Annotated in this window: 27 protein-coding genes; 6 read left to right on the top strand and 21 right to left on the bottom strand. The window is 54.1% G+C overall.

Annotation, left to right across the window (positions count from 1 at the left end; genetic code table 11):
• The first annotated feature begins 24 nt into the window (after window positions 1–24).
• Window positions 25–1,008 (top strand): hypothetical protein, encoded by a 984-nt coding sequence (locus VVR27_RS08145; protein WP_368547899.1) that lies wholly within the window; start codon window positions 25–27, stop codon window positions 1,006–1,008.
• A gap of 6 nt (window positions 1,009–1,014) precedes the next feature.
• Here the strand turns inward: VVR27_RS08145 and VVR27_RS08140 are convergent, their stop codons facing one another.
• The 5 genes from VVR27_RS08140 to VVR27_RS08120 all read right to left on the bottom strand — a co-directional run bounded on the left by VVR27_RS08140 (window position 1,015) and on the right by VVR27_RS08120 (window position 4,401).
• The gene (locus tag VVR27_RS08140; RefSeq protein ID WP_368547898.1) at window positions 1,015–1,470 is read right to left on the bottom strand and encodes a 23S rRNA (pseudouridine(1915)-N(3))-methyltransferase RlmH; all 456 of its coding nucleotides are present in this window, start codon (window positions 1,468–1,470) and stop codon (window positions 1,015–1,017) included.
• Window positions 1,471–1,472: 2 nt separating this feature from the next.
• On the bottom strand, window positions 1,473–2,048 hold the full coding sequence (locus VVR27_RS08135; protein ID WP_368547897.1) for an HIT domain-containing protein: 576 nt from the start codon (window positions 2,046–2,048) through the stop codon (window positions 1,473–1,475).
• A 2-nt stretch (window positions 2,049–2,050) separates the two neighbouring features.
• Window positions 2,051–2,680 (bottom strand): RES family NAD+ phosphorylase, encoded by a 630-nt coding sequence (locus VVR27_RS08130; RefSeq protein WP_368547896.1) that lies wholly within the window; start codon window positions 2,678–2,680, stop codon window positions 2,051–2,053.
• Window positions 2,677–3,201: a hypothetical protein gene (locus VVR27_RS08125; RefSeq protein WP_368547895.1), complete on the bottom strand. Its 525-nt coding sequence runs from the start codon at window positions 3,199–3,201 to the stop codon at window positions 2,677–2,679. Before VVR27_RS08125 ends, VVR27_RS08130 begins: the two co-directional genes overlap by 4 nt.
• A gap of 114 nt (window positions 3,202–3,315) precedes the next feature.
• On the bottom strand, window positions 3,316–4,401 hold the full coding sequence (locus VVR27_RS08120; protein WP_368547894.1) for an NADH:flavin oxidoreductase/NADH oxidase: 1,086 nt from the start codon (window positions 4,399–4,401) through the stop codon (window positions 3,316–3,318).
• Between the two features lie 146 nt (window positions 4,402–4,547).
• On the opposite strand from VVR27_RS08120, the gene VVR27_RS08115 reads away from it, so the two are divergent.
• Together VVR27_RS08115 and VVR27_RS08110 are read left to right on the top strand one after the other, a co-directional pair.
• Window positions 4,548–5,039, top strand: coding sequence for an FBP domain-containing protein (locus VVR27_RS08115; RefSeq protein WP_368547893.1), 492 nt, complete (start codon window positions 4,548–4,550; stop codon window positions 5,037–5,039).
• A gap of 27 nt (window positions 5,040–5,066) precedes the next feature.
• Window positions 5,067–6,086: an NAD(P)H-dependent flavin oxidoreductase gene (locus tag VVR27_RS08110; protein ID WP_368547892.1), complete on the top strand. Its 1,020-nt coding sequence runs from the start codon at window positions 5,067–5,069 to the stop codon at window positions 6,084–6,086.
• A 371-nt stretch (window positions 6,087–6,457) separates the two neighbouring features.
• Here the strand turns inward: VVR27_RS08110 and VVR27_RS08105 are convergent, their stop codons facing one another.
• The 4 genes from VVR27_RS08105 to VVR27_RS08090 form a co-directional block, all read right to left on the bottom strand.
• On the bottom strand, window positions 6,458–7,402 hold the full coding sequence (locus VVR27_RS08105) for a hypothetical protein (protein WP_368547891.1): 945 nt from the start codon (window positions 7,400–7,402) through the stop codon (window positions 6,458–6,460).
• 61 nt (window positions 7,403–7,463) lie between these two features.
• Window positions 7,464–9,461 carry a threonine--tRNA ligase gene (thrS, locus tag VVR27_RS08100; protein WP_368547890.1) on the bottom strand — a complete coding sequence of 666 codons (1,998 nt, stop codon included), beginning with the start codon at window positions 9,459–9,461 and terminating at the stop codon, window positions 7,464–7,466.
• Between the two features lie 197 nt (window positions 9,462–9,658).
• Window positions 9,659–10,543: a site-specific DNA-methyltransferase gene (locus VVR27_RS08095; protein ID WP_368547954.1), complete on the bottom strand. Its 885-nt coding sequence runs from the start codon at window positions 10,541–10,543 to the stop codon at window positions 9,659–9,661.
• A gap of 92 nt (window positions 10,544–10,635) precedes the next feature.
• A complete protein-coding gene (locus tag VVR27_RS08090) occupies window positions 10,636–11,469 on the bottom strand; it encodes a fumarylacetoacetate hydrolase family protein (protein WP_368547889.1) in 834 nt (277 codons plus the stop codon).
• Window positions 11,470–11,659: 190 nt separating this feature from the next.
• Here VVR27_RS08090 and VVR27_RS08085 point away from each other — a divergent pair, with 190 nt between their 5' ends.
• The gene (locus tag VVR27_RS08085; RefSeq protein ID WP_368547888.1) at window positions 11,660–12,166 is read left to right on the top strand and encodes an N-acetyltransferase family protein; all 507 of its coding nucleotides are present in this window, start codon (window positions 11,660–11,662) and stop codon (window positions 12,164–12,166) included.
• A gap of 63 nt (window positions 12,167–12,229) precedes the next feature.
• Here VVR27_RS08085 and VVR27_RS08080 read toward each other — a convergent pair whose 3' ends face one another.
• The 3 genes from VVR27_RS08080 to VVR27_RS08070 are packed head-to-tail and all read right to left on the bottom strand — an operon-like array spanning window position 12,230 to window position 14,758.
• Complete coding sequence (locus VVR27_RS08080) at window positions 12,230–13,222, bottom strand: SOS response-associated peptidase (RefSeq protein WP_368547887.1); 993 nt, start codon at window positions 13,220–13,222, stop codon at window positions 12,230–12,232.
• A complete protein-coding gene (locus tag VVR27_RS08075; RefSeq protein WP_368547886.1) occupies window positions 13,222–13,908 on the bottom strand; it encodes a biotin/lipoate A/B protein ligase family protein in 687 nt (228 codons plus the stop codon). Before VVR27_RS08075 ends, VVR27_RS08080 begins: the two co-directional genes overlap by 1 nt.
• 7 nt (window positions 13,909–13,915) lie before the next feature.
• Window positions 13,916–14,758 (bottom strand): GNAT family N-acetyltransferase, encoded by an 843-nt coding sequence (locus VVR27_RS08070; RefSeq protein ID WP_368547885.1) that lies wholly within the window; start codon window positions 14,756–14,758, stop codon window positions 13,916–13,918.
• 90 nt (window positions 14,759–14,848) lie between these two features.
• Here VVR27_RS08070 and VVR27_RS08065 point away from each other — a divergent pair, with 90 nt between their 5' ends.
• Window positions 14,849–15,361, top strand: coding sequence for an AAA family ATPase (locus tag VVR27_RS08065; protein ID WP_368547884.1), 513 nt, complete (start codon window positions 14,849–14,851; stop codon window positions 15,359–15,361).
• A gap of 300 nt (window positions 15,362–15,661) precedes the next feature.
• On the opposite strand, the gene VVR27_RS08060 is transcribed toward VVR27_RS08065, so the two are convergent.
• Window positions 15,662–16,345: a hypothetical protein gene (locus tag VVR27_RS08060; RefSeq protein ID WP_368547883.1), complete on the bottom strand. Its 684-nt coding sequence runs from the start codon at window positions 16,343–16,345 to the stop codon at window positions 15,662–15,664.
• 107 nt (window positions 16,346–16,452) lie between these two features.
• Between VVR27_RS08060 and VVR27_RS08055 the strand changes: the two genes are divergently transcribed.
• Window positions 16,453–16,713 (top strand): hypothetical protein, encoded by a 261-nt coding sequence (locus VVR27_RS08055; protein ID WP_368547882.1) that lies wholly within the window; start codon window positions 16,453–16,455, stop codon window positions 16,711–16,713.
• Between the two features lie 239 nt (window positions 16,714–16,952).
• Here the strand turns inward: VVR27_RS08055 and nrdF are convergent, their stop codons facing one another.
• The 8 genes from nrdF to VVR27_RS08015 all read right to left on the bottom strand — a co-directional run bounded on the left by nrdF (window position 16,953) and on the right by VVR27_RS08015 (window position 24,169).
• Window positions 16,953–17,927 carry a class 1b ribonucleoside-diphosphate reductase subunit beta gene (gene nrdF / locus VVR27_RS08050; protein WP_368547881.1) on the bottom strand — a complete coding sequence of 325 codons (975 nt, stop codon included), beginning with the start codon at window positions 17,925–17,927 and terminating at the stop codon, window positions 16,953–16,955.
• Between the two features lie 144 nt (window positions 17,928–18,071).
• Window positions 18,072–18,518 (bottom strand): MarR family winged helix-turn-helix transcriptional regulator, encoded by a 447-nt coding sequence (locus VVR27_RS08045; RefSeq protein WP_368547880.1) that lies wholly within the window; start codon window positions 18,516–18,518, stop codon window positions 18,072–18,074.
• 158 nt (window positions 18,519–18,676) lie between these two features.
• The gene (locus VVR27_RS08040) at window positions 18,677–18,808 is read right to left on the bottom strand and encodes a hypothetical protein (protein ID WP_346873127.1); all 132 of its coding nucleotides are present in this window, start codon (window positions 18,806–18,808) and stop codon (window positions 18,677–18,679) included.
• A 170-nt stretch (window positions 18,809–18,978) separates the two neighbouring features.
• Window positions 18,979–21,078, bottom strand: a complete 2,100-nt coding sequence (gene nrdE / locus VVR27_RS08035; RefSeq protein WP_368547953.1) for a class 1b ribonucleoside-diphosphate reductase subunit alpha — start codon at window positions 21,076–21,078, stop codon at window positions 18,979–18,981.
• A 44-nt stretch (window positions 21,079–21,122) separates the two neighbouring features.
• Window positions 21,123–21,584, bottom strand: a complete 462-nt coding sequence (nrdI, locus tag VVR27_RS08030; protein WP_368547879.1) for a class Ib ribonucleoside-diphosphate reductase assembly flavoprotein NrdI — start codon at window positions 21,582–21,584, stop codon at window positions 21,123–21,125.
• A 115-nt stretch (window positions 21,585–21,699) separates the two neighbouring features.
• Window positions 21,700–21,933: a glutaredoxin-like protein NrdH gene (gene nrdH / locus VVR27_RS08025; protein ID WP_237203700.1), complete on the bottom strand. Its 234-nt coding sequence runs from the start codon at window positions 21,931–21,933 to the stop codon at window positions 21,700–21,702.
• A gap of 579 nt (window positions 21,934–22,512) precedes the next feature.
• A complete protein-coding gene (locus VVR27_RS08020; protein WP_368547878.1) occupies window positions 22,513–23,598 on the bottom strand; it encodes an App1 family protein in 1,086 nt (361 codons plus the stop codon).
• A 145-nt stretch (window positions 23,599–23,743) separates the two neighbouring features.
• On the bottom strand, window positions 23,744–24,169 hold the full coding sequence (locus VVR27_RS08015; protein ID WP_368547877.1) for a hypothetical protein: 426 nt from the start codon (window positions 24,167–24,169) through the stop codon (window positions 23,744–23,746).
• Window positions 24,170–24,225: the final 56 nt, after the last annotated feature.

Raw genomic sequence — 24,225 nt, 5'->3', positions numbered from 1 at the left:
TCTGGCATAATCTGAGCGGTGAGTATGCAGAACATTTTAGAACAGGTAGCACCGCAAGGCTCCTTCATATGGAGGGACCTCAAGTGGATCAATAGGGCACCCGAGGTTCAGGTAGAACCTTGTATAGATGGCACCCCAGATGGCACCCTGCTCTCGGTGCCGCTGACCCCCGAGAGCTTCTTGGGAGTAGCGATTATCCCCGAGGACTCTGCCAGCGGTGGCCGCTACTGCAGTGGCTTTGCTCTTGCGCGCACCGATACCGCGGGTTTTAGGCACCTTCCCTGCCCCACCTCTCAACCTATCGTTAAAGGTAGACAGTGTGATCGTTGCTTGGCGCGCGATGAATTTGCCCCTATCCACCGAGTTCACATGGGCGCCCGCATGACGGAGGCAGCGCTCGCCTACGTTAACCTTGAACATTACCTTTACATTGCGACTTTTCCGGATGGCACCTCTAAGGTCGGTACCGCGTCGGCTCATTCCAACCCACGGCGTCTGGACGAGCAGGCCGTAGCGTTCGCTACCTTTGTTGCCCGCGCTGATGATGGGCGCATCGTCAGGGTACTAGAAGACCTGGTATCGCGGGAAAGTAACCTTACACAGTTCAAACGGGCCTCTACTAAGTACCGTGCCTGGATTGACCCTTTACCCGCTGACCAGTTGAAATCTGAGCATTACATGGCAGTCGAATCTGCTACCTGGGCACTGGAGGACGCAGGACTAGAAGGATTTGAGCCTCTGCAAGACCGGTGGCAACCTTCGGCCGCTATGTCCCGCGCCTATGCATCCTTACGGGCTGATGACCGCCTGCCACTGGCCGGGTATGAGTCTCTGGCCGCTGGCTCGCACGGCTTTTTTGTCACCGGTGGGGCGGGCAAGTTTCTCACGGCTCACTGCGGTGACCCAGAAGCCAGTTTCTTGGTCAATACCGCTGATTTAGCTAATCGTGCCTGCGCCCTCTTTGATGGGCTGACTCCCCCGGCGTCCTTTCAGACCTCGCTCTTCTAGCCCCTGCTAGACGTGATGGTAGGGGCGGTTATTGGCAATTTCTCCTGCCCGATAAATCTGCTCCGTCAAAATTAGGCGCACCAGTTGGTGAGGGAAGACCAGCTTGGACAGGCTCCACACAGTGTTGGCTCGTGACCGGACGCTCTCGTCCACCCCGTAAGCACCGCCAATGACCAGCACTACCTGCTTGAAGCCTAGATTTGAGTTCAGCAAGGCTGACAGTTCTGGTGAGGTTAGGTTTTTGCCGCGCTCGTCCAGAAGAATTAGGTAGTCGTCGGAAGATACTTTTTCGAGAATCCGCTTGGATTCCTCAGCTCGCGCCTGCTCTTCAGCCAGGGAAGAATGGGGCAGGTAGACCCAGCTGACGTCCCACGGCTTGCGGAGCCTGCTTTCGTAGCGGTCAATACCCTGGGTGACCCATTTTTCGTGCTTCTTGCCCACGGCAATGATTTTGATGGTCATGGTTAGGCGTCGCTACTTTCTGTGCTTTCTAAAGTTGCACCCCAGGCTTCAGCAATGAGAGTTCTAATGTCCCCTAAAGTTTGGGTGACGGTTTTCGTGCCCGCGATGATAGGCAGGAAGTTGGTGTCACCACCCCAGCGAGGCACGATGTGCTGATGCAAGTGATCTGCTACTCCGGCGCCACCAATTTTGCCCTGGTTCATGCCGATGTTGAAACCAGCGGCACGGCTAACCTTCCGCAGAATCTTCATAGCCCGCTGGGTGAGTGCAGCGATTTCTGCGGCTTCATCCGCTGAGGCGTCGTCATAGTTAGGGATGTGCCGGTAGGGGCAGATCAGCAGATGCCCGGGGTTATACGGGTAGAGGTTAAGAATCACAAAAGCATACTCACCGCGGTGGACAATCAGCGAGTCAGCGTCCTGGCGCTGGGGTGCTACGCAGAAGGGGCAGGAGTTCTCGCTGTAATCCTGCTGGCCACCTCTGACGTAGGCGCGGCGGTGGGGCGTCCAGAGGCGCTGGAAGGCATCGGGCACACCCGGCAGTTCGAAGTCGTCGCTGGTGTAGTCAGGTAGCTGCATGGTTAGTCGCTCTCGGTAAAGGTGGCGAAGGTGTAGAGGCCTCGTGAGTCCGTGGCAAAGAGTTCTAGCCCCAGGTCTGTGGTTGCCTGGGCGAGTGTGCATTCAAAGCCGCTGGGGTCTTGATGTTCCGCTGCCTCACCAAAGAGGGCCAAGGCTAGAGAGTCGCCGGGCGAGAAGCGCGGCCGGTAGGTCAGGGCGTCGAAACCCGCTGCGCAGAAGGCGCTGGCCCAGGCTTGGGGTACGTCGTAGTGAGGCATACTGGTGAGTTCGCCGGTGATGCCCAGTGTGAAGGCGTCATCGTGGGAAACGTTGGCTGATCGCACGGGGGCGGGTAGCGGCATGCGGGAAATAACCCGACCCTCGGTGAGACTGATGGGGATGCGCCGGCCCTGGCTGAGCCTGTCCCCCAGCACCTCGCGGACGGCGGCACCCGGGTTGCTGGCTAAATAGCAGGTGCCTTTGGGTGCGGGCAAATCAAACCTGCCCTGCATTGATGATGAATAGAACCAGGGGCCAAATTGCTGGCTGTGGGCTCTAAAAAATTCGTGCCCCTGCTCGTATTCAGCAACCGGCGCTAGGGCCAGGTGGGCACCCGGAGTGGGGCCGTGTTGCACCATTCTTTGACGGTTCATACAGTCTGCCAGCCAGGGGCAAGAGAGCGCGCTTCTGCCAGCACGCGGGCAAGCTGGCCCTGGTCAATAAGTTCAAGCGGAGTGGTGCCATCCAGCGGTGTATTGAACCATTGCGCTACGGCAAAGGGGTCGGCAGCGCCAAAGGCAAGGAGCACCTGCTGAACGTCCTCGCACACGGCCCGTCCGGCAAACTGAAAAGCGGGGAAAATTGATTCGCCGTTCTCTATGGTTAACCGCAGTAGTTTGTGCTGTTTGACCTGCTTACTGATGGCCGCGCGGGTTGTGACCTTGAGCAGTTTCATGGTGTTTTCAAGGTCGTAGACCGGGCCGATGAGATCGCCGTAGCCGCGCACGCTGGCGCGGGCAAGAACTGACCGCATACGGCTTTTAACGTCTTCGAGATCGTCAATAGAAGCAAGGAATTCTGGTGGCAGACTCTTGAGGTCTCTGGTGAACTCTGCGATCAGCTGGTCAATCACCGCCTGAGTGCCGGCGTCCTGCTGGGTAAGGGCCTGCGACATGGGAGCCTCCTTAGCTACGCCCTGTTTCTCCCATCCTAAACCCCGGCGTCAACTGCGTCAACCATCTTTGGTTGTTCCGCGAGGACGCCGGGGCGCAAGGCCGAGCGCAAGGAGCTAGCGGCGGGTGTTCCAGGCACGCAGGTACTGGGAGGGTACGTAATCCACATCAACCTTCAGTTCCTTAGCCCAACTGAGGGCAAAGGAGTTATTGCGTAGAGCTTCGCGTCCGACCAGCACCACATCTGCCTGTTCCGAACCCACGATGTATTCAGCAAGGCGGGGTGAGTTAATCATGCCAACGGCCGCAACGGGAATGTCAGCTTCACGCTTGACCTGTGCGGCCATGGGGGTCTGGTAGCCAGCGTAGACCTTGATAGGTGCGGGGTAGTTGCCGCTGGTCGAAATATCAGCCATATCCACACCGTCTTCTTTCAGCCAGGCAGCTACCTGGGCGGTTTCTTCAACAGTGATGCCGCCCTCCACGAACTCGGTGGCTGAGAGTCGCACCAGCAGGGGCATGTCCGCGGGCATCTGGGCGCGCATGGCACGGGCAACCCTGCGGACGAGGCGGGCGCGGTTTTCGAGCGAGCCGCCGTATTCGTCGGTGCGCTGGTTGGATAGCGGTGAGAGGAACTGGGTGATGAGGTAGCCGTGGGCGCCGTGGATTTCAAGGAAGTCGTAGCCAGCCTTTACCGCGCGTTGGGCGGCAGCTCCGAAAGCTTCAACGATTTCGCCAATGCGTTCTTCGGTGAGCGCGGTGGTTTCTTTGAGGCCGGGGTAGGCGATAGCTGAGGGGGCGAAGGTTTCCCAGCCGCCCTCTTCAATGCTGAGGGAACCGCCGTCGCGGGAGATGCGCTCAGCAACGGTGGATGCCTTTCGACCAGCGTGAGCAATCTGCATACCAGCTTTCGCGCCGCCGTCATGGATAGCCTGAACGATGCGGGCGTGAGCTGCGGTGTGTTCATCCGACCAGAGCCCCACGCAGAGGGGGCTGATACGACCTTCGGGCAGGACGCTAGTCATCTCAACGATAACCGCACCGGCGCCACCGCGTGAGAGGGCGTTGTAGTGATGTTCATGGTAGTTGGTGGGAATACCGTCTTTTTCTTCGACCGAGTACTGGCACATGGGTGGAACCCAGAGACGGTTGCGGGTGGTCATAGAGCGAACGGTAAAGGGCTCAAAGATGGGGGATGTCATAATATTGCTTCCAAGAATAAGGGGATGCTTCTCCCCCTCGTAACAGCGTCACCTGACCTCTTATTCCGTATAAGCCCTTAGCCTGAGTTAGAGAAGCGGCTTTCTAGGGTTCTTTGCTCGATGAGAGGGTTAGTAGAATTGCAGGTATGCAAGAACTTTCTGAGCCGACCATTCGCTCTAGCTTTGTTAACTGTTCGAAGGGCGAAGCTAAACGCCTGAACCTGCCCAACCTCAATGAAGTCGCATGGGGGAACCAGGTTTTCCTATCGTGGTTAGACCCTAAAAGCCCGTTGAAGGGCTGCCTGGTCGTGGAGCAGGACGGTGTAGTTCAGGGTGTTCTGTTGCAGAAATCTAAGGCACAGAGCAAGGCTGCCCAGATGTGTCAGTTTTGTCTGACGTTGCACCCCGGCTCGGGTATTTCGCTTTACACGGCTGCCCGTCGTGGTGAGTCTGGCAGGCGCGGTAACACCATCGGCACTTATCTTTGCGCCAATCTGGCGTGCACCGACTATGTGCTGGGTAAGAAAAAGCCGGTGGGCATCCGCCAGATGGACGAGACACTCAGCCTTGAAGATCGGTTGTTGCGCACCAAAAATAATGCCATGGGTTTTATTGAGCGTTTGAAGAACGAAAGCTGATCGTGGAGGTTCTTTAGAATGTTTAGCTTGGATGACCTTGAAATCCCGCTGGTAGGTGCCCCTATGGCGGGTGGGCCGAGTACGCCCCAGCTTGCTGCCGCGGTGTCTAACACCGGTGGGTTGGGCATGTTAGCGGCTGGCTACCTGAATGCTGACCAGCTGGCTGAACAAGTGAAGCAAATTCGTGAACTGACTGATCAACCTTTTGGGGTGAACCTGTTCTGCCCGGCTGACCCCAATGATAATCCTGCTAATGCTGAAGCGCTTCTGCAAGACTACCGTCTGGCACTAGCGCCACTCGGCAGGGAATATGGCCTTGATATTCTCAATGATGAGATAGTTCTACCCGACCACTTTCATTCTTTGCTGGACTGGCTGCTTGCCAACCCTGTGCCCGTAGTGACCTTTACCTTTGGTTGCCCTAGTGCCGAGCAAATCGAGCGACTGCAGGCGGTTAGCACCTATGTGGGGGTAACTGTCACCAATCCTCAGGACGCTGCTCTCGCCGCCCAGGCTAGTGTTGATTTTCTGTGTGTTCAGGGACCGGACGCCGGTGGCCACCAATCAACGTTTAGAGTGCAGGACGAGGTCAACCAGCTACCCTTGTCGCAGCTTGTTCCTGATGTTCAAGCTGTCACTAATTTGCCCCTGATAGCCGGTGGCGGAGTCGGTAGCAACCAGGATGTGCGGTCGCTTCTCGCTTTAGGTGTTGAGGCAGTTCAGGTTGGCACGCTTCTACTGCTTAGCGACGAGGCAGGCACCAGCCAGGCTCATCGCGATGCCTTGCAATCAGGAATCGCAGAAACCCAGCTCACTCGTGCTTTTACGGGACGTCCCGCCCGAGCCATTGTCAATGATTTTGTAACCGAGTTCGACGCGCTCGCTCCTGCGGTTTACCCCCAGATGCATTACCTTACGGCTCCCCTACGCGCTAAAGCTAAGGAAGCCGAAGCCTGGCAGCGCGTCAATGCTTGGGCCGGGGCTAGGTTCAGTCAGACGCAGACCGACCCAACCGCCAAAATTATCTCAACCCTGTTTGGGACCTAACTTTGTACTCAGTCAGCTTATGCTGATATTCGATAGCCCTTTTATTAATGAGGGGAATCAGCATTCTCCATAAGCAGGATTGTTGTTGATCAGGTAGAAATAATCGTAATGAAAGATAGATATAGTTTCATAGCAAAACGGGGTAGGAACTAAAGTTCTACCCCGTTAAATCACGATATTCCCTGCAAAGACAGTATTATCATAGATACCGCGATACCAACAGCTTTAATTATTGAAGGTACTTCAGAAATTAAAGCTACTAGGATTTTGGTCTGATACTTTTTCAAGACCAGAACCTCCTTTATATATAATCTACCAATGTGCTGTACGCACCGCGTTTAACACGGATAGACTAATTAAAGGCTAATTCATCATACCTCAACTTCATCATTTTCGCAAGCCTGGGCAAAGTCTTCTAGTGACTCAAGGAAAATTTCTAAATCTTCGACGCCAATTAGAAAGTGAGCGATATATTCACTGTAGGTCGAATCGAAGAAAAAGTTGCCAATTTCCCTGGTGAGCGGAACTCTGAGAATATCCCGATTGTTTACCCACAACTCGTCGGTAACCATATCATGGAGCTTGAAAATATCTTTAGCAATTTTGAAGAATTCGTAGGAAATAAATGAAGAATTGTTTTGGAAAATTGTACCCGTATAAAAATCGGAATATCTATGTTCCCTGACAAGCAAAGTTTCGACATTGGAAAAACTAGTTTTTTGCGAAACGAAGTTTGATAAATCGATGATAAATTTATCCTCAGAATTAGCTAAATGAATAAGATGTTCACAACTGCTCATCTCATTGTTTTTTACCGAGCTTTGCAGATTACACCACCTACTCCATAGGTCACTTGATTCATCCATCGATATTCGTTCATTTAATACATCTTCAAGAAAAATATACCGAGATGAAGACGTTGATGAAAAATCTAGGAAATCAACCAAGTTATTGTAGTTGACGTCGAAATTAGGCTCAAATTCAAACCCCTCTGGCAAATTGAGACCTTTAATTTCATTCATCATTTTTTTAATTGAATGACCATATTTTCGCAAATGAAGATTTTCTCCATTTAAATCATTATTATTTAACTTAAGCAAACCTGTAATTGTTAGTTTACATATTCTTTCTAGTCCTGAATTATATTGCATTAAACCCATGGTAAGTATTTGACGAAAGCTATTAACTCCCACGTAGGTAGTCAATGGCGTTTGACTGTCGGGCACCGTAGCAATTTTTCTGAGGCCCGAAGTGACCTGACCAGCCGCTTGATAGTATTCAGATAACCAATTATTAAAACCTATAGTTTTCATCATTTAAAAATCCTTTGGGGTTTAAGGTAGCTGTACTGGGTACAAATAATATACGTGAACTTTTTTAGTGGGGATCCGCATTATTCCGTGACTTGATGTGCTCGACAATCCTAGCCACGGCTTCGTCCACGGGCACGCCGTTTTCCTGGGAGCCGTCGCGGAAGCGGAAGGACACCGCGCCGTTCTCGGCGTCCTCGCCACCAGCAATCAGGATGAAGGGCACCTTTTCCTTGGATGCGGTGCGGATCTTCTTGGGGAAGCGGTCAGTGCCGTAGTCCACCTCAACACGCACACCCTGAGCAGCCAACTTAGCGGCAACCTCGCCCATGTAGTCGTTGAAAGCCTCAGCAACGGGAACACCTACCACCTGAACAGGAGCCAACCACGCCGGGAACATACCGGCATAGTGTTCGGTCAGCACGCCAAAGAAACGCTCCAGCGAACCGAACTTAGCCGAGTGAATCATAACGGGTTCCTGGCGGGAGCCATCGGATGCCTGGTATTCCAGACCGAAGCGCGCAGGCTGGTTGAAGTCGTACTGTACGGTAGACATCTGCCAGGTACGGCCGATTGCGTCCTTCGCCTGAACCGAAATCTTGGGGCCGTAGAAGGCAGCTCCACCGGGGTCAGCTACCAGTTCAAGACCGGTCTCAGCAGCAACCTGCTCCAGAACAGCGGTTGCTTCTTCCCACTGCTCGTCGGTGCCAATGAACTTATCCTTCTTATCACCCTCGGTGTCGCGGGTGGAAAGTTCCAGGTAGAAGTCGGTCATACCGAAGTCCTCAAGCAGGCTCAGCATGAACTTCAGCAGGTGACGCACCTCGTCCGGTGCCTGCTCCTTGGTGACATAGCTGTGGGAGTCGTCCTGGGTAATCATGCGCACGCGGGTCAGACCCTGCAGCACACCGGACTTCTCATCACGGTAGACGGTGCCGAACTCAAAGAGACGCAGGGGCAGCTCGCGGTAAGAACGGCCGCGTGAACGGAAAATCTCGTTGTGCATGGGGCAGTTCATTGCCTTGAGGCGGTAAGCCTGCCCCTCGTCCTCCATCGGGGGGAACATGCCGTCTGAGTAGTACGGCAGGTGGCCGGAGGTGTAGAAGAGATCTTCCTTCGAGATATGCGGGGTTTTGACGTACTGGAAGCCCTCAGCGATGTGGCGTTCGCGCACGTAGTTTTCCATCTCGCGTAAGATGATGCCGCCCTTGGGGTGGAATACAGGCAGACCGGGGCCGATGGTCTTGGGGAAGCTGAAGAGGTCAAGCTCTTCGCCCAGACGGCGGTGGTCGCGACGCTCAGCCTCAGCGATGCGGTCCTTGTAGGCAACCAGCTCTTCCTTGGAAGGCCAGGCGGTGCCGTAGATACGCTGCAGCATGGGGTTCTTTTCTGAACCGCGCCAGTAAGCGCCACCGGTGCGCATCAGTGCGTAGCCGTTGGCAAGAATCTTGGTGGAGGGCACGTGCGGGCCGCGGCAGAGATCTTTCCAGACGGTCTCGCCCTTGCGGTTAACGTTGTCGTAGATGGTGATTTCGCCAGCGCCCACCTCAACGGATGCACCTTCAGCGGCGTCCGCGCCTGAGCCGGGGCCCTGAGCAAGTTCTAGCAGTTCCAGCTTGTAGGGCTCGTCCGCCATTTCAGCGCATGCCTGCTCGTGGGTGACCACGCGACGCTGGAAGGTCTGGCCGCTCTTAATAATCTTCACCATGGACTTCTCAATCTTCTTGAGATCCTCAGGGGTAAAGGGCTCCTCAACATCAAAGTCAAAGTAGAAGCCGTCGGTGATATAGGGGCCGATGCCCAGCTTGGCGTCCTTGCGGTATTCCTGCACCGCCTGTGCCATGACGTGTGCAACCGAGTGGCGCAGCACTTCAAGACCTTCTTGGTCGTGAACGCTCACGGGCTCTACAGTGTCGCCTGCGGTTAGTTCGGTGGAGAGATCGACCAGGGTGCCGTTGATACGAGCAACAACAATGTCGCTCTTCTCAGCGAACAGGTCAGCGGCTTTGCTGCCAGCTTCTACGTTGACGTTTTCGCCAGCAACGGTGATGTTGAGGGTAGACAAAGAGTGTCTCCTAAAGTTTGGTGCTCACCCCTACGATGGGTGGGCCGGGCTTACACCCGCGCGATACAGGGGCGCAGGCTAAGCATAAGTTTACCCGTTGTCGCAGTGCCGAGCGACAGCGAAACTATAGGTAGAGACGTGAAAAGTTTTGCACGGATAGGCGTTAGTAAAGACGCCGAGGAGTGCCCATCAAGCCCTTACGAGGCTTTGGTGACACCTTCAACCCGAGGTGCAGTCAGTGCCTTTGCCCGGGACTTCTTGAAATCAACGTCCAGACCGTCAATACTGCGCAGACGTTTGCGCATGACCTTGACAGCCTCGGGGTTCTGATCGATGAGCAGGAACTTGCGGTCAAGCTGGGCAGCGGCGTGGCCGGTGGTGCCTGAGCCTCCAAAGAAGTCCAGCACCCAATCCCCTTCAGCACTAGATGCCTGGAGGATACGGCGCAGAATACCCAGGGGTTTCTGGGTGGCGTAACCGGTTTTCTCTTTGCCGCTGGGCGAAACGATGGTGTGCCACCAGACGTCCGTGGGTAGTTTGCCAGCCAGCGCCTTCTCTTCGGTGACCAGACCGGGTGCCATGTAGGGCTCGCGGTCTACCGCCTCAGAGTTGAAGTAGTAGTTCTGGGGGTCTTTGACGTAGACCAGGATGTTGTCGTGCTTAGCCGGCCACTTCTTCTTTGATTTGGCACCATAGTCGTAAGCCCAAATGAGTTCATTGAGGAAGCATTCACGGCCAAAGAGGGCGTCCAGCACCACCTTGGCATAGTGCACCTCGCGGTAATCAAGGTGAAGATAGAGGGTGCCGCTGGGCTTGAGCAGGCGCCACGCCTGAATCAGGCGAGGCTCTAAGAACTCCCAATAATCCTCAAAGGAGTCGTTGTAGCCGTAGACATCGCCCTTAATGGTCTCGTAGGTGTGCCCCTTGTAGCCCACCCGTGAGCCACCTTCGGTGCGCACCGTCTTAATGCTCTGACGGCGCTGCACCTTGCCCGTATTAAAGGGTGGGTCAATATAAATGAGCTGAAACGACTCATCGGGCAGGTTTTTAAGTACGGCAAGGTTATCTCCGTGGACCACCATGCTGGCGCCACTTGCTGACCAAATAGAACGTTTCGACACATCGTCCAGAATACCCCACGCTCCCCCGGTGCGTTGCTCCCCACCAGTGAGGGTTAAGCCACGCCCTCGCTGGAGCAGACGTTGGTGAGGCGGCCAATGCCCTCAATCTCTGTCACCACGGTTTGCCCCGGTGCCAGCCACTTACGCGGACGCAGGGAAAGGCCAACCCCTGCCGGTGTGCCCAGCGCGATAAGATCCCCGGGCTGCAAAGTCATGAAGGTTGAAATATATGAAATCACTTCAGCCGGTCTAAAAATGAGGTTGGCGGTGCTACCCTGCTGCCGTGTCTCGCCGTCCACGGTGCAAGTCATTGCCAACCCGCCAGCAATATCTAGCTCGTCGGGGCTGACGATGACCGGGCCGAAGGGGGTCATTGAGTCCCAGTTCTTCCCCTGGAACCACTCGCTGGTGCGCCCCTGCCAGTCCCGCACCGATACGTCATTGAGGACGGTGTAACCCAGCAGATATTCCTCAGCTTCTTCAACCGGGATGCGGCGCCCCTCCTTGCCAACTACGGCGCAGAGTTCAACTTCCCAGTCAATTTTATTGCTCTCAGCTGGTATCTGAATTTGCTCACCAGGGCCAATGAGCGCATTTCCGAACTTGGTGAAAATAGTGGGGTGGGAGGGGGTTTCAGCGCCCACTTCTTTGGCATGGTCGGTGAAGTTAAGGCCTACGCACAGCACCCGGGAGACGTTGCTTAAGGGGCGGATGAAGTCGTCCTCACTCAGATCTAACGGTTGAGCACCTATCTGCTCGGCAGAAATGACCTGAACCTTGCTGGTCGCCAAGTAGTCAGCCAAGGGTTTATCCAGCTGATACCAGCGTGATCCTTGCTCGATAACAGCAACTGGTTTTCCTCGTAAAAGTATCTGAGCGAACTTCATATTTCTACTCCTCTAAAAACTTTAGTTCTTTTAGTATCATCAACGAATCTGCAGGTCAAACACTCTTTAATTGATAAGAAATACAAAGAAAAGCAGATGAATTTATAACAAATACCTTACATAACTATTAGCAAACAGAGTACTCTGTACCTCACAGTGTAATTTATTTCAGATACTAAGGAGGCTCGCGATGAGCGGCTTTATCACCCTCGTTTCCCAGACATCCAAAGCAACGAAGCCCATCACCGTCAGCACTCGCCCTGCCCAGGTTGAAGACGCTGAGGCTTTAGCCCGTCTCTACTTCGCCTCCTACGAAGGCGACCGCTTCAGCTCCCAGGCTGAAGCAGCCACCGAGATGGAAAAGATTTTGCGCGGTGAACACGGTGAGTTCTACACCGATGCATCCCCCGTCGTCGTTGATGAACACGACCGCATTATTGCCGCGTCCCTCTGCCTCAAGCACAGCCCTGTGAGTGAACCCAAAGATCTGCCGACCATCTATGAGCTCTTTACCGCAGCATCCCGCCGCCGTGAGGGTCTTGCTGAACAGTTGATTCGCAGGTCTATTAATCAGATGTTCGAGGACGGCTACGAGCAGGTTACCGTACGCATCCAGGCCAACAACTCTGCAGCACTAGCCCTCTACCTCACCCTCGATTTCAACCGTTGGTACCCTGAGGCAGAAGACATCCTCTAAGGTCTAAGACAAGGGGCTAACCGCAAACAGCGGTTAGCCCCTTTTTCTCTGCTTTCTGCGTGCCTAGAGCCCTGTCAGTAGGTCTTCGGCGGGTTCAATCAGGTAGGGTGCGTTGTTACTGACGTTCCCGACATCCTTGCAGACCGGGTGCATCGCCCAGCCCGCAGTCTGAGCGAATGCCTGCTCCCGAAGTTGAGCTAGTGCTGCTTCTGCACTCTGACGTTGATGCAATTTAGACGCGGCGTCGGCTGGTTTACGGGTGCCAGCGGCTCTCCCCGAACGCAGCCAGAAGGTCAGATTGTCGCTTTCGCTTATATTCCGGTCATCGGCTACGCTCAGGGGAATCGGCAGACGGTTATGCAGCTGCCCCAGCTGCTCTTCGATCTGGTTGGCGTAGGGCGCTTCGCCACCCAAATCAGCCAGAATGCCGCTATCAAATTCACCGTTTCCCGGTGAATCCATGGTGATGATGGAGCAACTCAGCAACCATTCGCCGCCCTGCCCTTCAAAACCGGAACCAGGGCCAGCAAACTCTTCGGGGATCTTCCACCACTCGTACAGCCCAGCAAAGTAGATGGGCCGACCGTCTGCGCGGTGCACAAAATAGGGGGTTTTAGCTGTTTTACCGGCAGCAGTTGTCTCGGTTTTCCACTCGTAGTAGCCGCTAACCGGTACAGCGCAGTGCCCTGCCACCGCCGCTTCACGGAAGGTGGGCTTGGTGAAGATCGTCTCACTGCGCGCGTTGAAAGCACGTGATGCAAAGGAAGGGTCTTTAGCCCAGCCCGGCAACAGGCCCCAGCGGGCTGCGTGCATCTCACGTACAAACCTGCCCTGGGCTGGTGCGGACGGCGCGGCGTCCGGGCTAGCGTGCGGAGCAAAAGATGCGGTGCTACCTGGCATAACTTCCAGGGTTTCGTCCCCAAACAGCCTATCCACCAGAATGGGCACCGTATGGGTGGGTGCCACGTTGTAATTGGCTATTGGTTCTGTGAGCTGGACTCCTGCTAGGTACTGGGTATGCTCTAAAGCTAGTTCAAGAGCGTAACGGCCGCACATTAGAAACCCTCACTTTCATAGGCCTCGATAACAGCGTCTTCAATATCGTCAACGGTCATGAGCGGTTCAATATCGGTCAGAGCCCCTACCGTTGCCAGTTCTAAGGGCAGGCCAAGGGCACGATAGACATCTTCGGTCACTGCGCGTAGCGGATCAGGGTTCTCCACGACGATACCGCTGGAGAACCACCAGGCACCCGAAACCACGCGCTGCGCGGTACCAATAATTTTTACCCGGTAACCGCCGGGAATCTGGCCCCAGACCGAGTATTCGCCGGGGCAGTATTCGCCGGGTAGCTCCCCCACGCCCGCTTGAATGCCGAGACTTTCTAAAGCCTCTGCAAACATGCTTCCAAAAATGCCGTAACGCTCGTGATTACCGCTGACGGCATCCGGGGCGTACTGAAAATGATCCACCACCAGGCACCCGCGATGGTAGGCAGCAGCATGCCCGCCAACGGTGCGCACCAAAGGTTCGAAACCCTGGTCGATACAGGCCTGGCGCGCGGCCGAAAATTGCGGGTTAAGCTCGTCCCGGCGCCCAAAAGCAACCGTGGGTGCCGGGCGGTAGAGCCGCAGGGTTGAGGGTTGCTCTCCCCTGCCGACAGCACGCACCGTCTTCATGGCGCTATCGATCATCTCGGTCATGGTGGCGGTATGATCACTGCCGAATCGTTGAAGTTGCACGGTGCACCTAGTCCACAGAAATTTCGTTGAGGCTGGTGGAAACAAACTCCCACCAGGTGGGTTGCAGACCGGCGTTGAGCGCTACTCTTTGTGAAATGATGTGCGAGGGGCTGGTGCCGTAGAAGGGTAAAAAGCCTTCGGCGATAATGGCCTCTGCCAGCGTCCTGACCAGGGTGCCGGCTAACCCTGCACCACGGTGCTGAGGTAGCACATCGATGCCAATCTGCTGCATGAGGTTGGAGTCCTCGCTGGCCCCGGCAAGGGCTACAGTTTCACCGTCGGCAAGTGCGGCTAGCACTTGCACATCTGGGCGTAGTTCTTTGAAGCCCAGGGCATTGCTGAAACGCTCATCGTTGCGGAAAGCTTCAAGCTCCTGCGGTTCTAACCAGCGCAGCTCGTACCCCTCTATCTGCGGCAACTTAACGTCCTGCGCGGACGCCGCCGGTTGGTGCTGCCAGAAAATGCGACCGGGGGTGTAAAAGAGTGAGGTGCTCGAGACCTGCAGGGCGAAGGGGGTGAGATAGTCGTTGAGTTTGCGCAGCTCGGAGTAGTCGCCCACCCAGTTGCCATTGTCCCCTGCCAGCAGTGCTTGGGCGGCGTCCAGGACGCGCGGGTGGGCGGCAGAGACTGCAGTGAGCCCGCGGTAGTTGATGAGGCGAAGCTCCCAGTGGTCACGGTAGCGGCGGCGGTCAGCGTCCATCTCTTCGAGGGGTAGACGCTGACTGGTGAGCAGCGTCGAGCCGTGCTGGAAGGCGAGATCAAATGACGCTGGTGGCAGGCACATATCCACCGACAGCTGCCGGTTGAGCAGAGCCAGGGCGTCCTCATAGCTGACGATTGGTGTGGGCATAGCTCACTTTCTGGGGTGCAGGTATACCTATCTAGGGTACTCTGCCTGCTCGCCCGAGGGCAGATTATGTGCCGCGGTTAAACTGAGAGCATGAAGATTGTGGTTCTTGGTTTGAGCGGTGCAGGAAAATCGACCTGGGCACGTACCCTGGCTGATAGGCACCAGGTGCCGGTTTTGCACCTGGATAGGGTTCATTGGTTGCCGGGTTGGGATGAGCGAACCCTTGAGGACGAACGTGCTCTTGTGCGGGACTTCATGGACTCGCATGACGCCTGGGTGATTGAGGGCGGGTACTCTAACGTGGAGTTTGAGCGGCGCCTGGATGAGGCAGATCAGATTTATATTTTGTTGGCTCCGCGTTTGGTGCGGTTGTGGCGGGTTGGACGCCGGTGGTTGCGTTTTCACGGCACTGCCCGCCCCGATATGGCCGAGGGATGTCCCGAGAAAATCGACGGGGAATTCGTGGAGTGGATCCTTTGGAAAGGAACCAGCCCAAAAAAGCTAGCTGCCCTGTGGGCCGTGCAGAAACGCTACCCCCATAAGACCAAGATTTATAAGTGGTGGAGGCATAAAGCACCACAACAATACCCCCCCCCCGCATGACCTAATCAAGGCTAGCCGGCCAGATGATAGAAGTTGACCCGACGGAACACAGGCTCTAAATAGCACCGCCAATAAGACTGCACATCAAATTGTTGAAACTACGCAGGCCAAGAATAGGCTCAACACTGCCAAATGACCAGCCGTCTAGACCCTGAGTAGGAGCCCGACGGTAAGCTCAATTAGCTAATCAATGTGCTGGCTGAACTGTTCTTTTTGGCCTATAAGAAAGACCCATCGAAAAGGTCCTGTCATGGGTTGAAGTCGATGAGGCCATCAGATCAGAAATCGCGAAGGTACTTACTAACCAAGCTCTTTCATCCCCAAAAAAGCTGCTGTACTCGTAAGAGCATATGGGGCAAGAGGATGTTTCAAAAATTCTTCATTGAATTTTCGAAAAGCCTCCTTAAAAGTCCCATTTGTACTTCGCTCAGCGGCCGCCGAAACATAAACACCAAGTAGTCTAACTGATTCAGAAAAATCGAAGTAACCTGCATCCTCAATATTCCGGATATTTTCTTGAATATGCTTACAAAGCATAACGGCATGATTCCTAAAAGTTGGGTCCAAAGAATCATCATCAAGGAAAGATTGGATTAGAGAGGCTACCTGGCTATCGAGACTTTCAGCATGCTCTTCAATATCTACTCGTATCTTTAGTGCTTGCCCAGTAAGAGAATCAATAACATCAGCGAGAAATGGCATTAGATTTCGAGCAAAAGCGTCGATTTGACTTAAATTATTACATGAATCAAAAACTGCTTTTATGTAATTAGACATTTTTAAGCGATATTTTTTGACATCTCTGCCTTGGTGTTCCATCAGATCAAAATAATGATCAAGCTCAACAAGCGATCGAACCGCTGTATGAAGTTCGGCTAATGCTTCTTTTCGTATTTCCTGTCGGCCGGTTACTATCCTGTTCCCAAGCTTTTCTCCATTTGACCATTTTGTGTACAGATTATCCAGGGTTCTAGCTGGGTTCATTTCTATTCCGTTCTATTTATCTATTAAAAATTTATGAGTTGACCCGGGAGCCGCTGCAGACGGCAATAACCCAGGGGCTTTTGATCTTCCAGAAAGGTGACTAATCCATGCCACATCTTACCCGAGCCAGTCTCGCCGAACGCAGAACACAACGAGCCAGAAAAGAACTCGCCGAGCAGCTCACCGAAGAAATCACTGACAACAAACGTAAATCCATTGCACGCTTACACTTCAATGCAAAGTCTCAGTGGTACGTCGGGACCTTCGATGCTGATAAAAAGGAAACTAGGCATCCCATTAATGACTTAGAGGACATCTACGCTTTCGCAGATATAATCCGAGCTACAGTTCGTTCCTTAGAGGCATAACCAACAACAATCTCACCCCAAAGCGCAAGATGCAGGGGCTGGATTTTAGATTGAAGTGCTACGACCAATCCCTATTTGCCACTATAAGCATGACAAAGCTGTCCTAGACAGTTAAGTCCGTATCCAAGCGGTGGCGGCACCAGGGACCCCAACAATAAACCCCCGCAGTTTCCCTCTCAACAGCTACGCTATGTTGCTGTTCTAAGGATAAAACTACGGGGGTCCAAGTCAGGAATGGTTTAGAAATCCCAGTCCTCGTCCTCGGTGTTCACGGCCTTGCCAATCACGTAGGAAGAGCCGGAGCCTGAGAAGAAGTCGTGGTTCTCGTCCGCGTTCGGTGAAAGCGCTGAGAGAATTGCCGGGGACACATTGGTGACGCTAGCGGGGAACATCGCCTCGTAGCCCAGGTTCATCAGTGCCTTGTTAGCGTTGTAATGCAAGAACTTCTTGACGTCCTCAGTCAGCCCAACACCATCGTAAAGTGAAGCGGTGTAAGCCACTTCGTTCTCGTACAGTTCGTAGAGCAGGTTAAAGGTGTATTCTTTGAGCTCCGCCTGACGTTCCGGGCTTTCCTTTTCCAGGGCGCGCTGGAACTTGTAACCAATGTAGTAGCCGTGCACAGCCTCATCGCGAATGATGAGACGGATCAAGTCAGCAGTGTTAGTCAGCTTGGCGTGCGATGACCAGTACATGGGCAGGTAGAAGCCCGAGTAGAAGAGGAAGGATTCCAGCAGGGTTGAGGCAACCTTCTTCTTCAGCGGATCATCGCCCTGGTAGTAATCCATCACGATGTTGGCCTTCTTCTGAAGGTGATCATTCTCGGTGGACCAGCGGAAAACCTCATCGATTTCCTTGGTGCTGCAGAGGGTGGAGAAGATAGAAGAATAGCTCTTAGCGTGCACCGACTCCATGAAAGCAATGTTGGTGTACACCGCTTCTTCGTGAGCAGTCACAGCATCGGGCAGCAGAGACACAGCGCCCACAGTGCCCTGAATGGTATCAAGCAGGGTCAGGCCGGTGAAAACGCGCATGGTCAGCTGCTTCTCTTCATCGGTCAGTGTCTTCCAGGACTGCACATCATTAGACAGGGGCACCTTCTCAGGTAGCCAGAAGTTAGAGGTCAGACGGTCCCAAACCTCAAGATCTTTTTCGTCCTCAATACGGTTCCAGTTGATTGCTTCAACGTGGTGAACCAGCTTGACCTTTTCACTCATAACGGTGGGAAACTCCTCGTTCAAAATTCTTTCGCGCAAAAATGCGCATCGTCTTCTATTCTTCCATTCTTCCGGCCCTAATGACACTACCTAACTACATAGCGCACGTCTCATATCGAAGTTGGCCCCTTCCACTGCGGCGTACTAAACCCCCGCCTCCTCCTCATGTTCATCCGGAACTTCACTTTCATGCTCGTCTGAACCCAAGCGTGACGCGCGGTCCACCATGGTACGCAGTACCGGCAATGCTTTGACCAGCATCTGAGTTTCTTCTTCACTCAGTGCCTCTGCAACTCTGCCCACCAGCCACTCTTCGCGCTCAGCCTGAATGGACGTGATCATTCGGGTTCCCTGCTCGGTGAGATAGAGCTCTTTGCGGCGTTTATCTAGCAGATTCTTACCCGATGATAGGTAACCTCGTGCCAACAGTGAGTTGACAATGACATTCATAGACTGCGGTGTGATCTGCTGAAAACGAGCCAGCTCCGCCCCCGTCTGCCGAGGCTGCACCAGTAGCTGAGCCAGCACCGTTTCCTCAGAAAAAGTGAAGGGCGAAGAACTAGCTGACTCATTCCTCAGCCGTCGATGCATTCTGAACACCGAATGGTGGAGGCTGCGCGCGTGTTCTGCTAAAAAATTTTCCAAAAGGCGCCATCCGAAAATAATCAGTTTAACTTATTAGTTATTTAATAATAGAACAGGTGGGTGAGCAAACTTTGCTCACCCACCCTATCTATAGCAGAATACGGTTACTTTGATTCTTTTACCGTAGTATCCGGGTTCCCCTTGCCGTACTTTTTAGTAACGTAGCGGCCGGTCTTAGCAGAGCGGTATTTTCCTCCACCAGACTTGCTGCCCTTGGTAGAACCTTTACTTGCCATTTATATCATCCTATCTAGGTGATTCATGACTCAGCTAAGGTCGCTCAAACCTTGTGTTCAAGCTATTCAAAACCCGTTAGAATGAAACGACAATCCAATTGTGCCTCAGACTTGCTGAGTCTTTGTTGAGGGAGTTACGCGCCAACGTAGCTCCCTCAAGTCTTTAAGCTTTAGAGCATGCAGCTGACGCAGCCCTCAATCTCGGTGCCTTCAAGAGCCATCTGACGAATACGTGAGTAGTAGATGGTCTTGATGCCCTTACGCCAAGCGTAAATCTGGGCCCGGTTGACGTCGCGGGTGGTCGCAGTGTCCTTGAAGAAGAGGGTCAGTGACAGGCCCTGATCCACGTGCTGGGTTGCCACAGCGTAGGTATCAATGATCTTCTCGTAACCAATTTCGTAGGAGTCCTGGTAGTAGTCCAGGTTCTCATTGGTCATAAAGGGTGCCGGATAGTAGACGCGGCCCAGCTTGCCTTCCTTACGGATCTCGATCTTCGATGCAATGGGGTGGATCGATGAGGTGGAGCCGTTGATGTAAGAGATAGAACCGGTGGGCGGTACAGCCTGCAGGTTCTGGTTATACATACCGTGCTCAGCAACCTCAGCTGCCAGCTGCTTCCAGTCCTCAGCACCGGGCACAAAGTGACCGGCAAAGAGTTCGCGGGCGCGCTCGGTTTCGAAATCCCAGGTGCCGTTGATGTACTTCTCGAAGTACTCCCCCGACGCGTACTTTGACTTCTCAAAGCCCACAAAGGTTTCCTTGCGCTCCTTGGCGATTTCCATGGACGCGCGGATGGCGTGGTAGGTCACCGTGTAGAAGTACATGTTGGTGAAGTCCAGTGCTTCTTCTGAACCGTAGTAGACGTGCTCACGGGCCAGGTAGCCGTGCAGGTTCATCTGCCCCAGACCCACAGCGTGGCTCATGGAGTTACCGCGCTCAATGGAGGGCACGGAGGTGATGTCTGACTGGTCAGAGACAGAGGTGAGTGCACGAATAGAGGTGCCGACAGTCTGGGCCAGGTCGCCGCCGTCCATCGCCAGGGCGATGTTCAGTGAACCCAGGTTACAGGAGATGTCCTTACCTACGGTTGCGTAGCTAAGGTCAGCGTTGTAAACGGAAGGCTCTGAGACCTGAAGGATTTCCGAGCAGAGGTTAGACATAATAATCTTGCCCTCGATCGGGTTTGCCTTGTTCACGGTGTCTTCGAACATGACGTAGGGGTAGCCGGACTCAAACTGAATTTCAGCCAGGGTCTGGAAGAACTCGCGGGCGTTAATCTTGGTCTTCTTGATGCGGGCATCATCGACCATCTCGTAGTACTTCTCGGTGACGTTGATATCTGAGAAGGGTACGCCGTAGATGCGCTCAACGTCGTAGGGCGAGAAGAGGTACATGTCCTCATTCTTCTTGGCCAGCTCAAAGGTGATATCTGGGATGACGACGCCCAGTGAGAGGGTCTTGATGCGGATCTTTTCGTCCGCGTTCTCGCGCTTGGTGTCCAGGAAGGAGTAGATGTCGGGGTGGTGAGCGTGCAGGTAAACTGCACCGGCGCCCTGACGTGCGCCCAACTGATTAGCGTATGAGAAGGAGTCTTCAAGCAGCTTCATTACAGGGATGACGCCGGAGGACTGGTTCTCAATCTTCTTGATCGGCGCACCAGCTTCACGCAGGTTAGTGAGGGCGAATGCCACACCGCCGCCGCGCTTGGAGAGCTGCAGAGCTGAGTTGATGGAGCGACCGATGGACTCCATATTGTCTTCGATGCGGAGCAGGAAGCAAGAGACCAGCTCACCGCGCTGCTTCTTACCGGCGTTGAGGAAGGTGGGGGTGGCAGGCTGGAAACGGCCCGAAATGAGCTCGTCCACGATGCTTTCTGCCAGCTGCTCGTTGCCTTCACCTAGCAGCAACGCAGTCATAACCACACGGTCTTCAAAACGTTCCAGGTAACGCTGGCCGTCAAAGGTTTTCAGCGCGTAGGAAGTGTAGAACTTGAAGGCACCCAAGAAGGTGGGGAAACGGAACTTCTGAGCGTAGGCACGCTTGGAGAGCGCCTTGACGAAGTCAAAGGAGTAGCGCTCAAAGACCTCGGGCTCGTAGTACTGGTGCTTGACCAGGTAGTCAATCTTCTCTTCAAGGTCGTGGAAAAACACGGTGTTGTTATTGACGTGCTGCAGGAAGTACTGGCGGGCTGCCTGTCGGTCAGCCTCAAACTGAATCTGGCCGTTCTCATCATAGAGGTTCAGTAGTGCATTGAGCTCATGGTAGCCCATGCCGCGGTATTTATCGGGGGTGCTGGGGTCTTCGTGACCGGGTTCTACGCTGAGGCCGGGTACAGAGAGTTTTGATTCCAAAATTCTTCCAATCCTTCTTGAACTTTTTGTACATCTTCTTGGGTTCCCATGAGCTCAAATTTGAAGAGCAGGGGAACTCCACATTTAGTGGCAACCTTCTCCGCTGCTATGCAGTAGAGGTCACCAAAGTTTGTATTGCCCGCACCGATAACACCTACCAGGTGCTCACGGTTTTGGGGCTGGTTGAGAAATTTAACTGCCTGTGGTGGTATTGATCCCGCTCCCCCAGGACGCCCGTAACTAGGCACGCAGAGCACATAGGGTGCGTGCATAATCGGTGGCTCTTCCGCAGTTTTAAGGGGGATCCGCACATTCGCTACGCCAGTTTTTTGCACGAACTTATGAGTATTTTCTGAGACCGACGAGAAGTAAACGATGGTCGGTTGACCTGTCGCCAGCATTTCTTCTGGGGGTTTAGTCTCCATAGCTCATCATCTCCGCAAGGGGTGTTCTGGTCTCTTGATGTACCGGCGGTTCGCCAGCACATGCTGAAGCCCGGGCAATTCACTCTGGAATTTTCGCCCGGGCTATCGTAAAGCGTTAGGCTGCGGCAGCTGCAAGAGCGTTGATTTTATCGGGCTGGAACCCGGACCAGTGGTCATCGCCAGCGATAACAACCGGTGCCTGCAGGTAACCCAGGCCCTTGATGCGAGCCAGCGCATCGGCGTCCTCGGTGATGTCCACGGTGTTGTAGTTAACGCCGAGCTTATCGAGTGCGCGGTAGGTCATGTTGCACTGGACGCAGGCTGGCTTGGTGTACACCGTTACGGTCATGATGGAGCTCTCCTTGGGGTACCCCTCAGACGGGGATATGGGAAGTGGCGTGTCTGCTGGTTGGGGTTTTGAAGGCTAAAGCTCTTGTGCCCCGAACCGAGATTTAATACTACATCTAGTGTCACCTCCTCGCGCAACCCCCTAGATAGTGTGGTCTCTTACCAATTTTTTACAGACACGCGGCTATCCACAGCTTGGTTCCGCTTGTTCTCGCGGTTTCTGAGAGTTATCCACACCGGGCTCTTTTAAGAGAAGCTGAAAGCTGGTTACTGTGAGCTTAAAAGCAGGTGTTTTGTGCTCCGGTGGGAATAGATTTTCTTAACCCGCAAGATTCCGCGGTTTAAACAGGAATCAGGGATTCAACGTAAACTTTAGGCTTGAGATCAGCGCTGTCTCCCCTTAAATTTTGGGCAGTTTTTTCGCCTCGGAGTGTCGGCTTCGCCGGTGCGTCTGACACTTGACAAGCCGAGTTTTTTGGTGGGCAAGAACGAGGCGTAGATAAGAACGCCGGCCCAGGCGGCAACCACTGTGGGCTACTGCTGGGGCCGGCGTCCTGAGACAGGGCTGAGGTGTGTGACTCTAAACTAGACCGCGCTCTTTGAGTTGCTCGTAGAGGGCAGTGCCGTCGTTGCCTTCAAGCCAGAGCGCTCCCTTGGTGATTTCCTGGGCGCGTTTGTCACCCCAGACACGACCAGAGGACAGCACCGATTCACCAAAAGTGAGGTTGCGGATCAAAATCGCTTCAACGTTGTGAGGGTAGCGCACCGCGAACCCATTATAAATTTCGGGGTCACGCTGACCGTCATCACCGATAAGAATCCATGTGATGTGAGGAAATTCAGCGGCCAGCCGCTTAAGAGTGCTGACCTTATGTTGCTGGCCTGATCGGAACCAGCGGTCTGGGGTGGGGCCCCAGTCAGTGAGCAGGAAGGTTCCCTTGGGGTAGCCGTTGCGGTGCAGGAAACGGCGCAGAGTGGGCGCAACATTCCACGCCCCAGTCGAAAGGTACATGAAGGGGGCTGAGGGGTAGGTGCGGTGCAGGCGATCCATCATGACTGCCATGCCGGGTGTAGCGCTGCGTGCATGCTCGTTGAGCACAAAAGAGTTCCACGCTGCCAGTAGTGGCCGGGGAAGTGCGGTGTTCATGACGGTGTCATCGACATCGCAGATAATTCCGATTTGCTGGTCTTTGGGAACAATATAAACGCTGGTTTTGGCTGGGTGTCCACCATCAGTACGCATGGTGACATTGTGCATACCGGGTTCGAGCTGCTGCTCAAGACGGACGTCCACGACCCCGCCGCGGTCCGCCTGAACTTCGTGGGTAACCCCTGCAATTTCAACGGTAATCTTTGCATATGAAATTGCCACAGAAGTGAAGGAGCGCCAGCCTCGCACCGGCTCAACGGCAGGATCGCCTTTTTCAACGGAGTCAAAAAATTCTTCAAAGAGATCGGTTTTGTAGAGCACCCGCCCCAGCACGCGTACCCAGCCTTCGCTGCCGTAGCCCACGCTGGGCACAATGACCGGCTCAAGCTGGTTCCGCTCCGCTCTGCGCTCACGGTGAGCGTGGATTCTATTACCGATACGGAAACCCATATTAACAGCTTCGCCGGCTGCCTCTCGGGCTATATTCATGAATTCTTGTGCGCCTGAAGTGCTCATAATCCTTATTTTTTCATACTCTATGCCCTGACACGCCAGGGTAGAACAGTGGCGAGGCCAGATAGAGGGTGAGTCAAGACAAGGGGTGGGCATCTACCGGTGATGCCCACCCCTGAGGTGTGTGTCTTGGTGTGGAGCTTGCTCGCTAGTCGACGTTCAGCACGCAGGATGCGCTGCCAGTGCCTTCAGCTTCGGTGGAGTGCAGTGGGTGGGTGAGACCGGTGCCCTTAAGGCCGCAGGCTACCTCAGCGTTGGGGTCTTCTGCTTCAACGGAGATACGGATCTGAGAGTCGGAGAGGTCAGCCAGGTCATCTACGGTGAGCTTGTAGAAAGCTTCGCCGGTGAATTCAGCAGTGTTGCCGTCAAAAGACATTTGATCCTGGTAAACAGTGACCTTGGCGGGTGCTTCATTGCCCTCCAGCGATGCCATTACCTGAAAGGTGATGTCGTCACGGCCACCCCAGTCGCTAATTTCTTCGATGCCCATGCCGGGAACAACGGTCTGAGCGCAGCCTGCTAGAAGAGCGGACGCCGCGAGGGCGGTTGCGAGGGTAACTTTTTTCTTTGCCATACATAAAAATATAGCGTGCTCCCAGGTTCTTGGGGTAATGCTACGCCGGTGTTTGT

Origin of the sequence: Rothia sp. LK2492 (assembly GCF_040946345.1) — a bacterium.
GTDB lineage: Bacteria > Actinomycetota > Actinomycetes > Actinomycetales > Micrococcaceae > Rothia > Rothia endophytica.
This window is presented reverse-complemented; position numbering and strand designations above follow the sequence as displayed.

Excerpts from the sequence above, each read along its gene's own strand:
- VVR27_RS08120 (WP_368547894.1), bottom strand. The coding sequence starts at position 4,401 with ATGACATCCCCCATCTTTGAGCCCTTTACCGTTCGCTCTATGACCACC.
- VVR27_RS08070 (WP_368547885.1), bottom strand. The coding sequence starts at position 14,758 with ATGCCCACACCAATCGTCAGCTATGAGGACGCCCTGGCTCTGCTCAAC.
- VVR27_RS08060 (WP_368547883.1), bottom strand. The coding sequence starts at position 16,345 with ATGAACCCAGCTAGAACCCTGGATAATCTGTACACAAAATGGTCAAAT.
- nrdI (WP_368547879.1), bottom strand. The coding sequence starts at position 21,584 with ATGGAGACTAAACCCCCAGAAGAAATGCTGGCGACAGGTCAACCGACC.
- VVR27_RS08095 (WP_368547954.1), bottom strand. The coding sequence starts at position 10,543 with ATGGTGGTCCACGGAGATAACCTTGCCGTACTTAAAAACCTGCCCGAT.
- VVR27_RS08080 (WP_368547887.1), bottom strand. The coding sequence starts at position 13,222 with ATGTGCGGCCGTTACGCTCTTGAACTAGCTTTAGAGCATACCCAGTAC.
- VVR27_RS08040 (WP_346873127.1), bottom strand. The coding sequence starts at position 18,808 with ATGGCAAGTAAAGGTTCTACCAAGGGCAGCAAGTCTGGTGGAGGAAAA.
- nrdH (WP_237203700.1), bottom strand. The coding sequence starts at position 21,933 with ATGACCGTAACGGTGTACACCAAGCCAGCCTGCGTCCAGTGCAACATG.
- VVR27_RS08045 (WP_368547880.1), bottom strand. The coding sequence starts at position 18,518 with ATGCATCGACGGCTGAGGAATGAGTCAGCTAGTTCTTCGCCCTTCACT.
- nrdF (WP_368547881.1), bottom strand. The coding sequence starts at position 17,927 with ATGAGTGAAAAGGTCAAGCTGGTTCACCACGTTGAAGCAATCAACTGG.
- VVR27_RS08135 (WP_368547897.1), bottom strand. The coding sequence starts at position 2,048 with ATGCAGCTACCTGACTACACCAGCGACGACTTCGAACTGCCGGGTGTG.
- VVR27_RS08130 (WP_368547896.1), bottom strand. The coding sequence starts at position 2,680 with ATGAACCGTCAAAGAATGGTGCAACACGGCCCCACTCCGGGTGCCCAC.
- VVR27_RS08090 (WP_368547889.1), bottom strand. The coding sequence starts at position 11,469 with ATGAAGTTCGCTCAGATACTTTTACGAGGAAAACCAGTTGCTGTTATC.
- VVR27_RS08020 (WP_368547878.1), bottom strand. The coding sequence starts at position 23,598 with ATGAGCACTTCAGGCGCACAAGAATTCATGAATATAGCCCGAGAGGCA.
- VVR27_RS08115 (WP_368547893.1), top strand. The coding sequence starts at position 4,548 with ATGCAAGAACTTTCTGAGCCGACCATTCGCTCTAGCTTTGTTAACTGT.
- VVR27_RS08105 (WP_368547891.1), bottom strand. The coding sequence starts at position 7,402 with ATGATGAAAACTATAGGTTTTAATAATTGGTTATCTGAATACTATCAA.
- VVR27_RS08085 (WP_368547888.1), top strand. The coding sequence starts at position 11,660 with ATGAGCGGCTTTATCACCCTCGTTTCCCAGACATCCAAAGCAACGAAG.
- VVR27_RS08065 (WP_368547884.1), top strand. The coding sequence starts at position 14,849 with ATGAAGATTGTGGTTCTTGGTTTGAGCGGTGCAGGAAAATCGACCTGG.
- VVR27_RS08015 (WP_368547877.1), bottom strand. The coding sequence starts at position 24,169 with ATGGCAAAGAAAAAAGTTACCCTCGCAACCGCCCTCGCGGCGTCCGCT.
- VVR27_RS08125 (WP_368547895.1), bottom strand. The coding sequence starts at position 3,201 with ATGTCGCAGGCCCTTACCCAGCAGGACGCCGGCACTCAGGCGGTGATT.
- VVR27_RS08145 (WP_368547899.1), top strand. The coding sequence starts at position 25 with ATGCAGAACATTTTAGAACAGGTAGCACCGCAAGGCTCCTTCATATGG.
- VVR27_RS08055 (WP_368547882.1), top strand. The coding sequence starts at position 16,453 with ATGCCACATCTTACCCGAGCCAGTCTCGCCGAACGCAGAACACAACGA.
- VVR27_RS08140 (WP_368547898.1), bottom strand. The coding sequence starts at position 1,470 with ATGACCATCAAAATCATTGCCGTGGGCAAGAAGCACGAAAAATGGGTC.
- nrdE (WP_368547953.1), bottom strand. The coding sequence starts at position 21,078 with ATGGGCTACCATGAGCTCAATGCACTACTGAACCTCTATGATGAGAAC.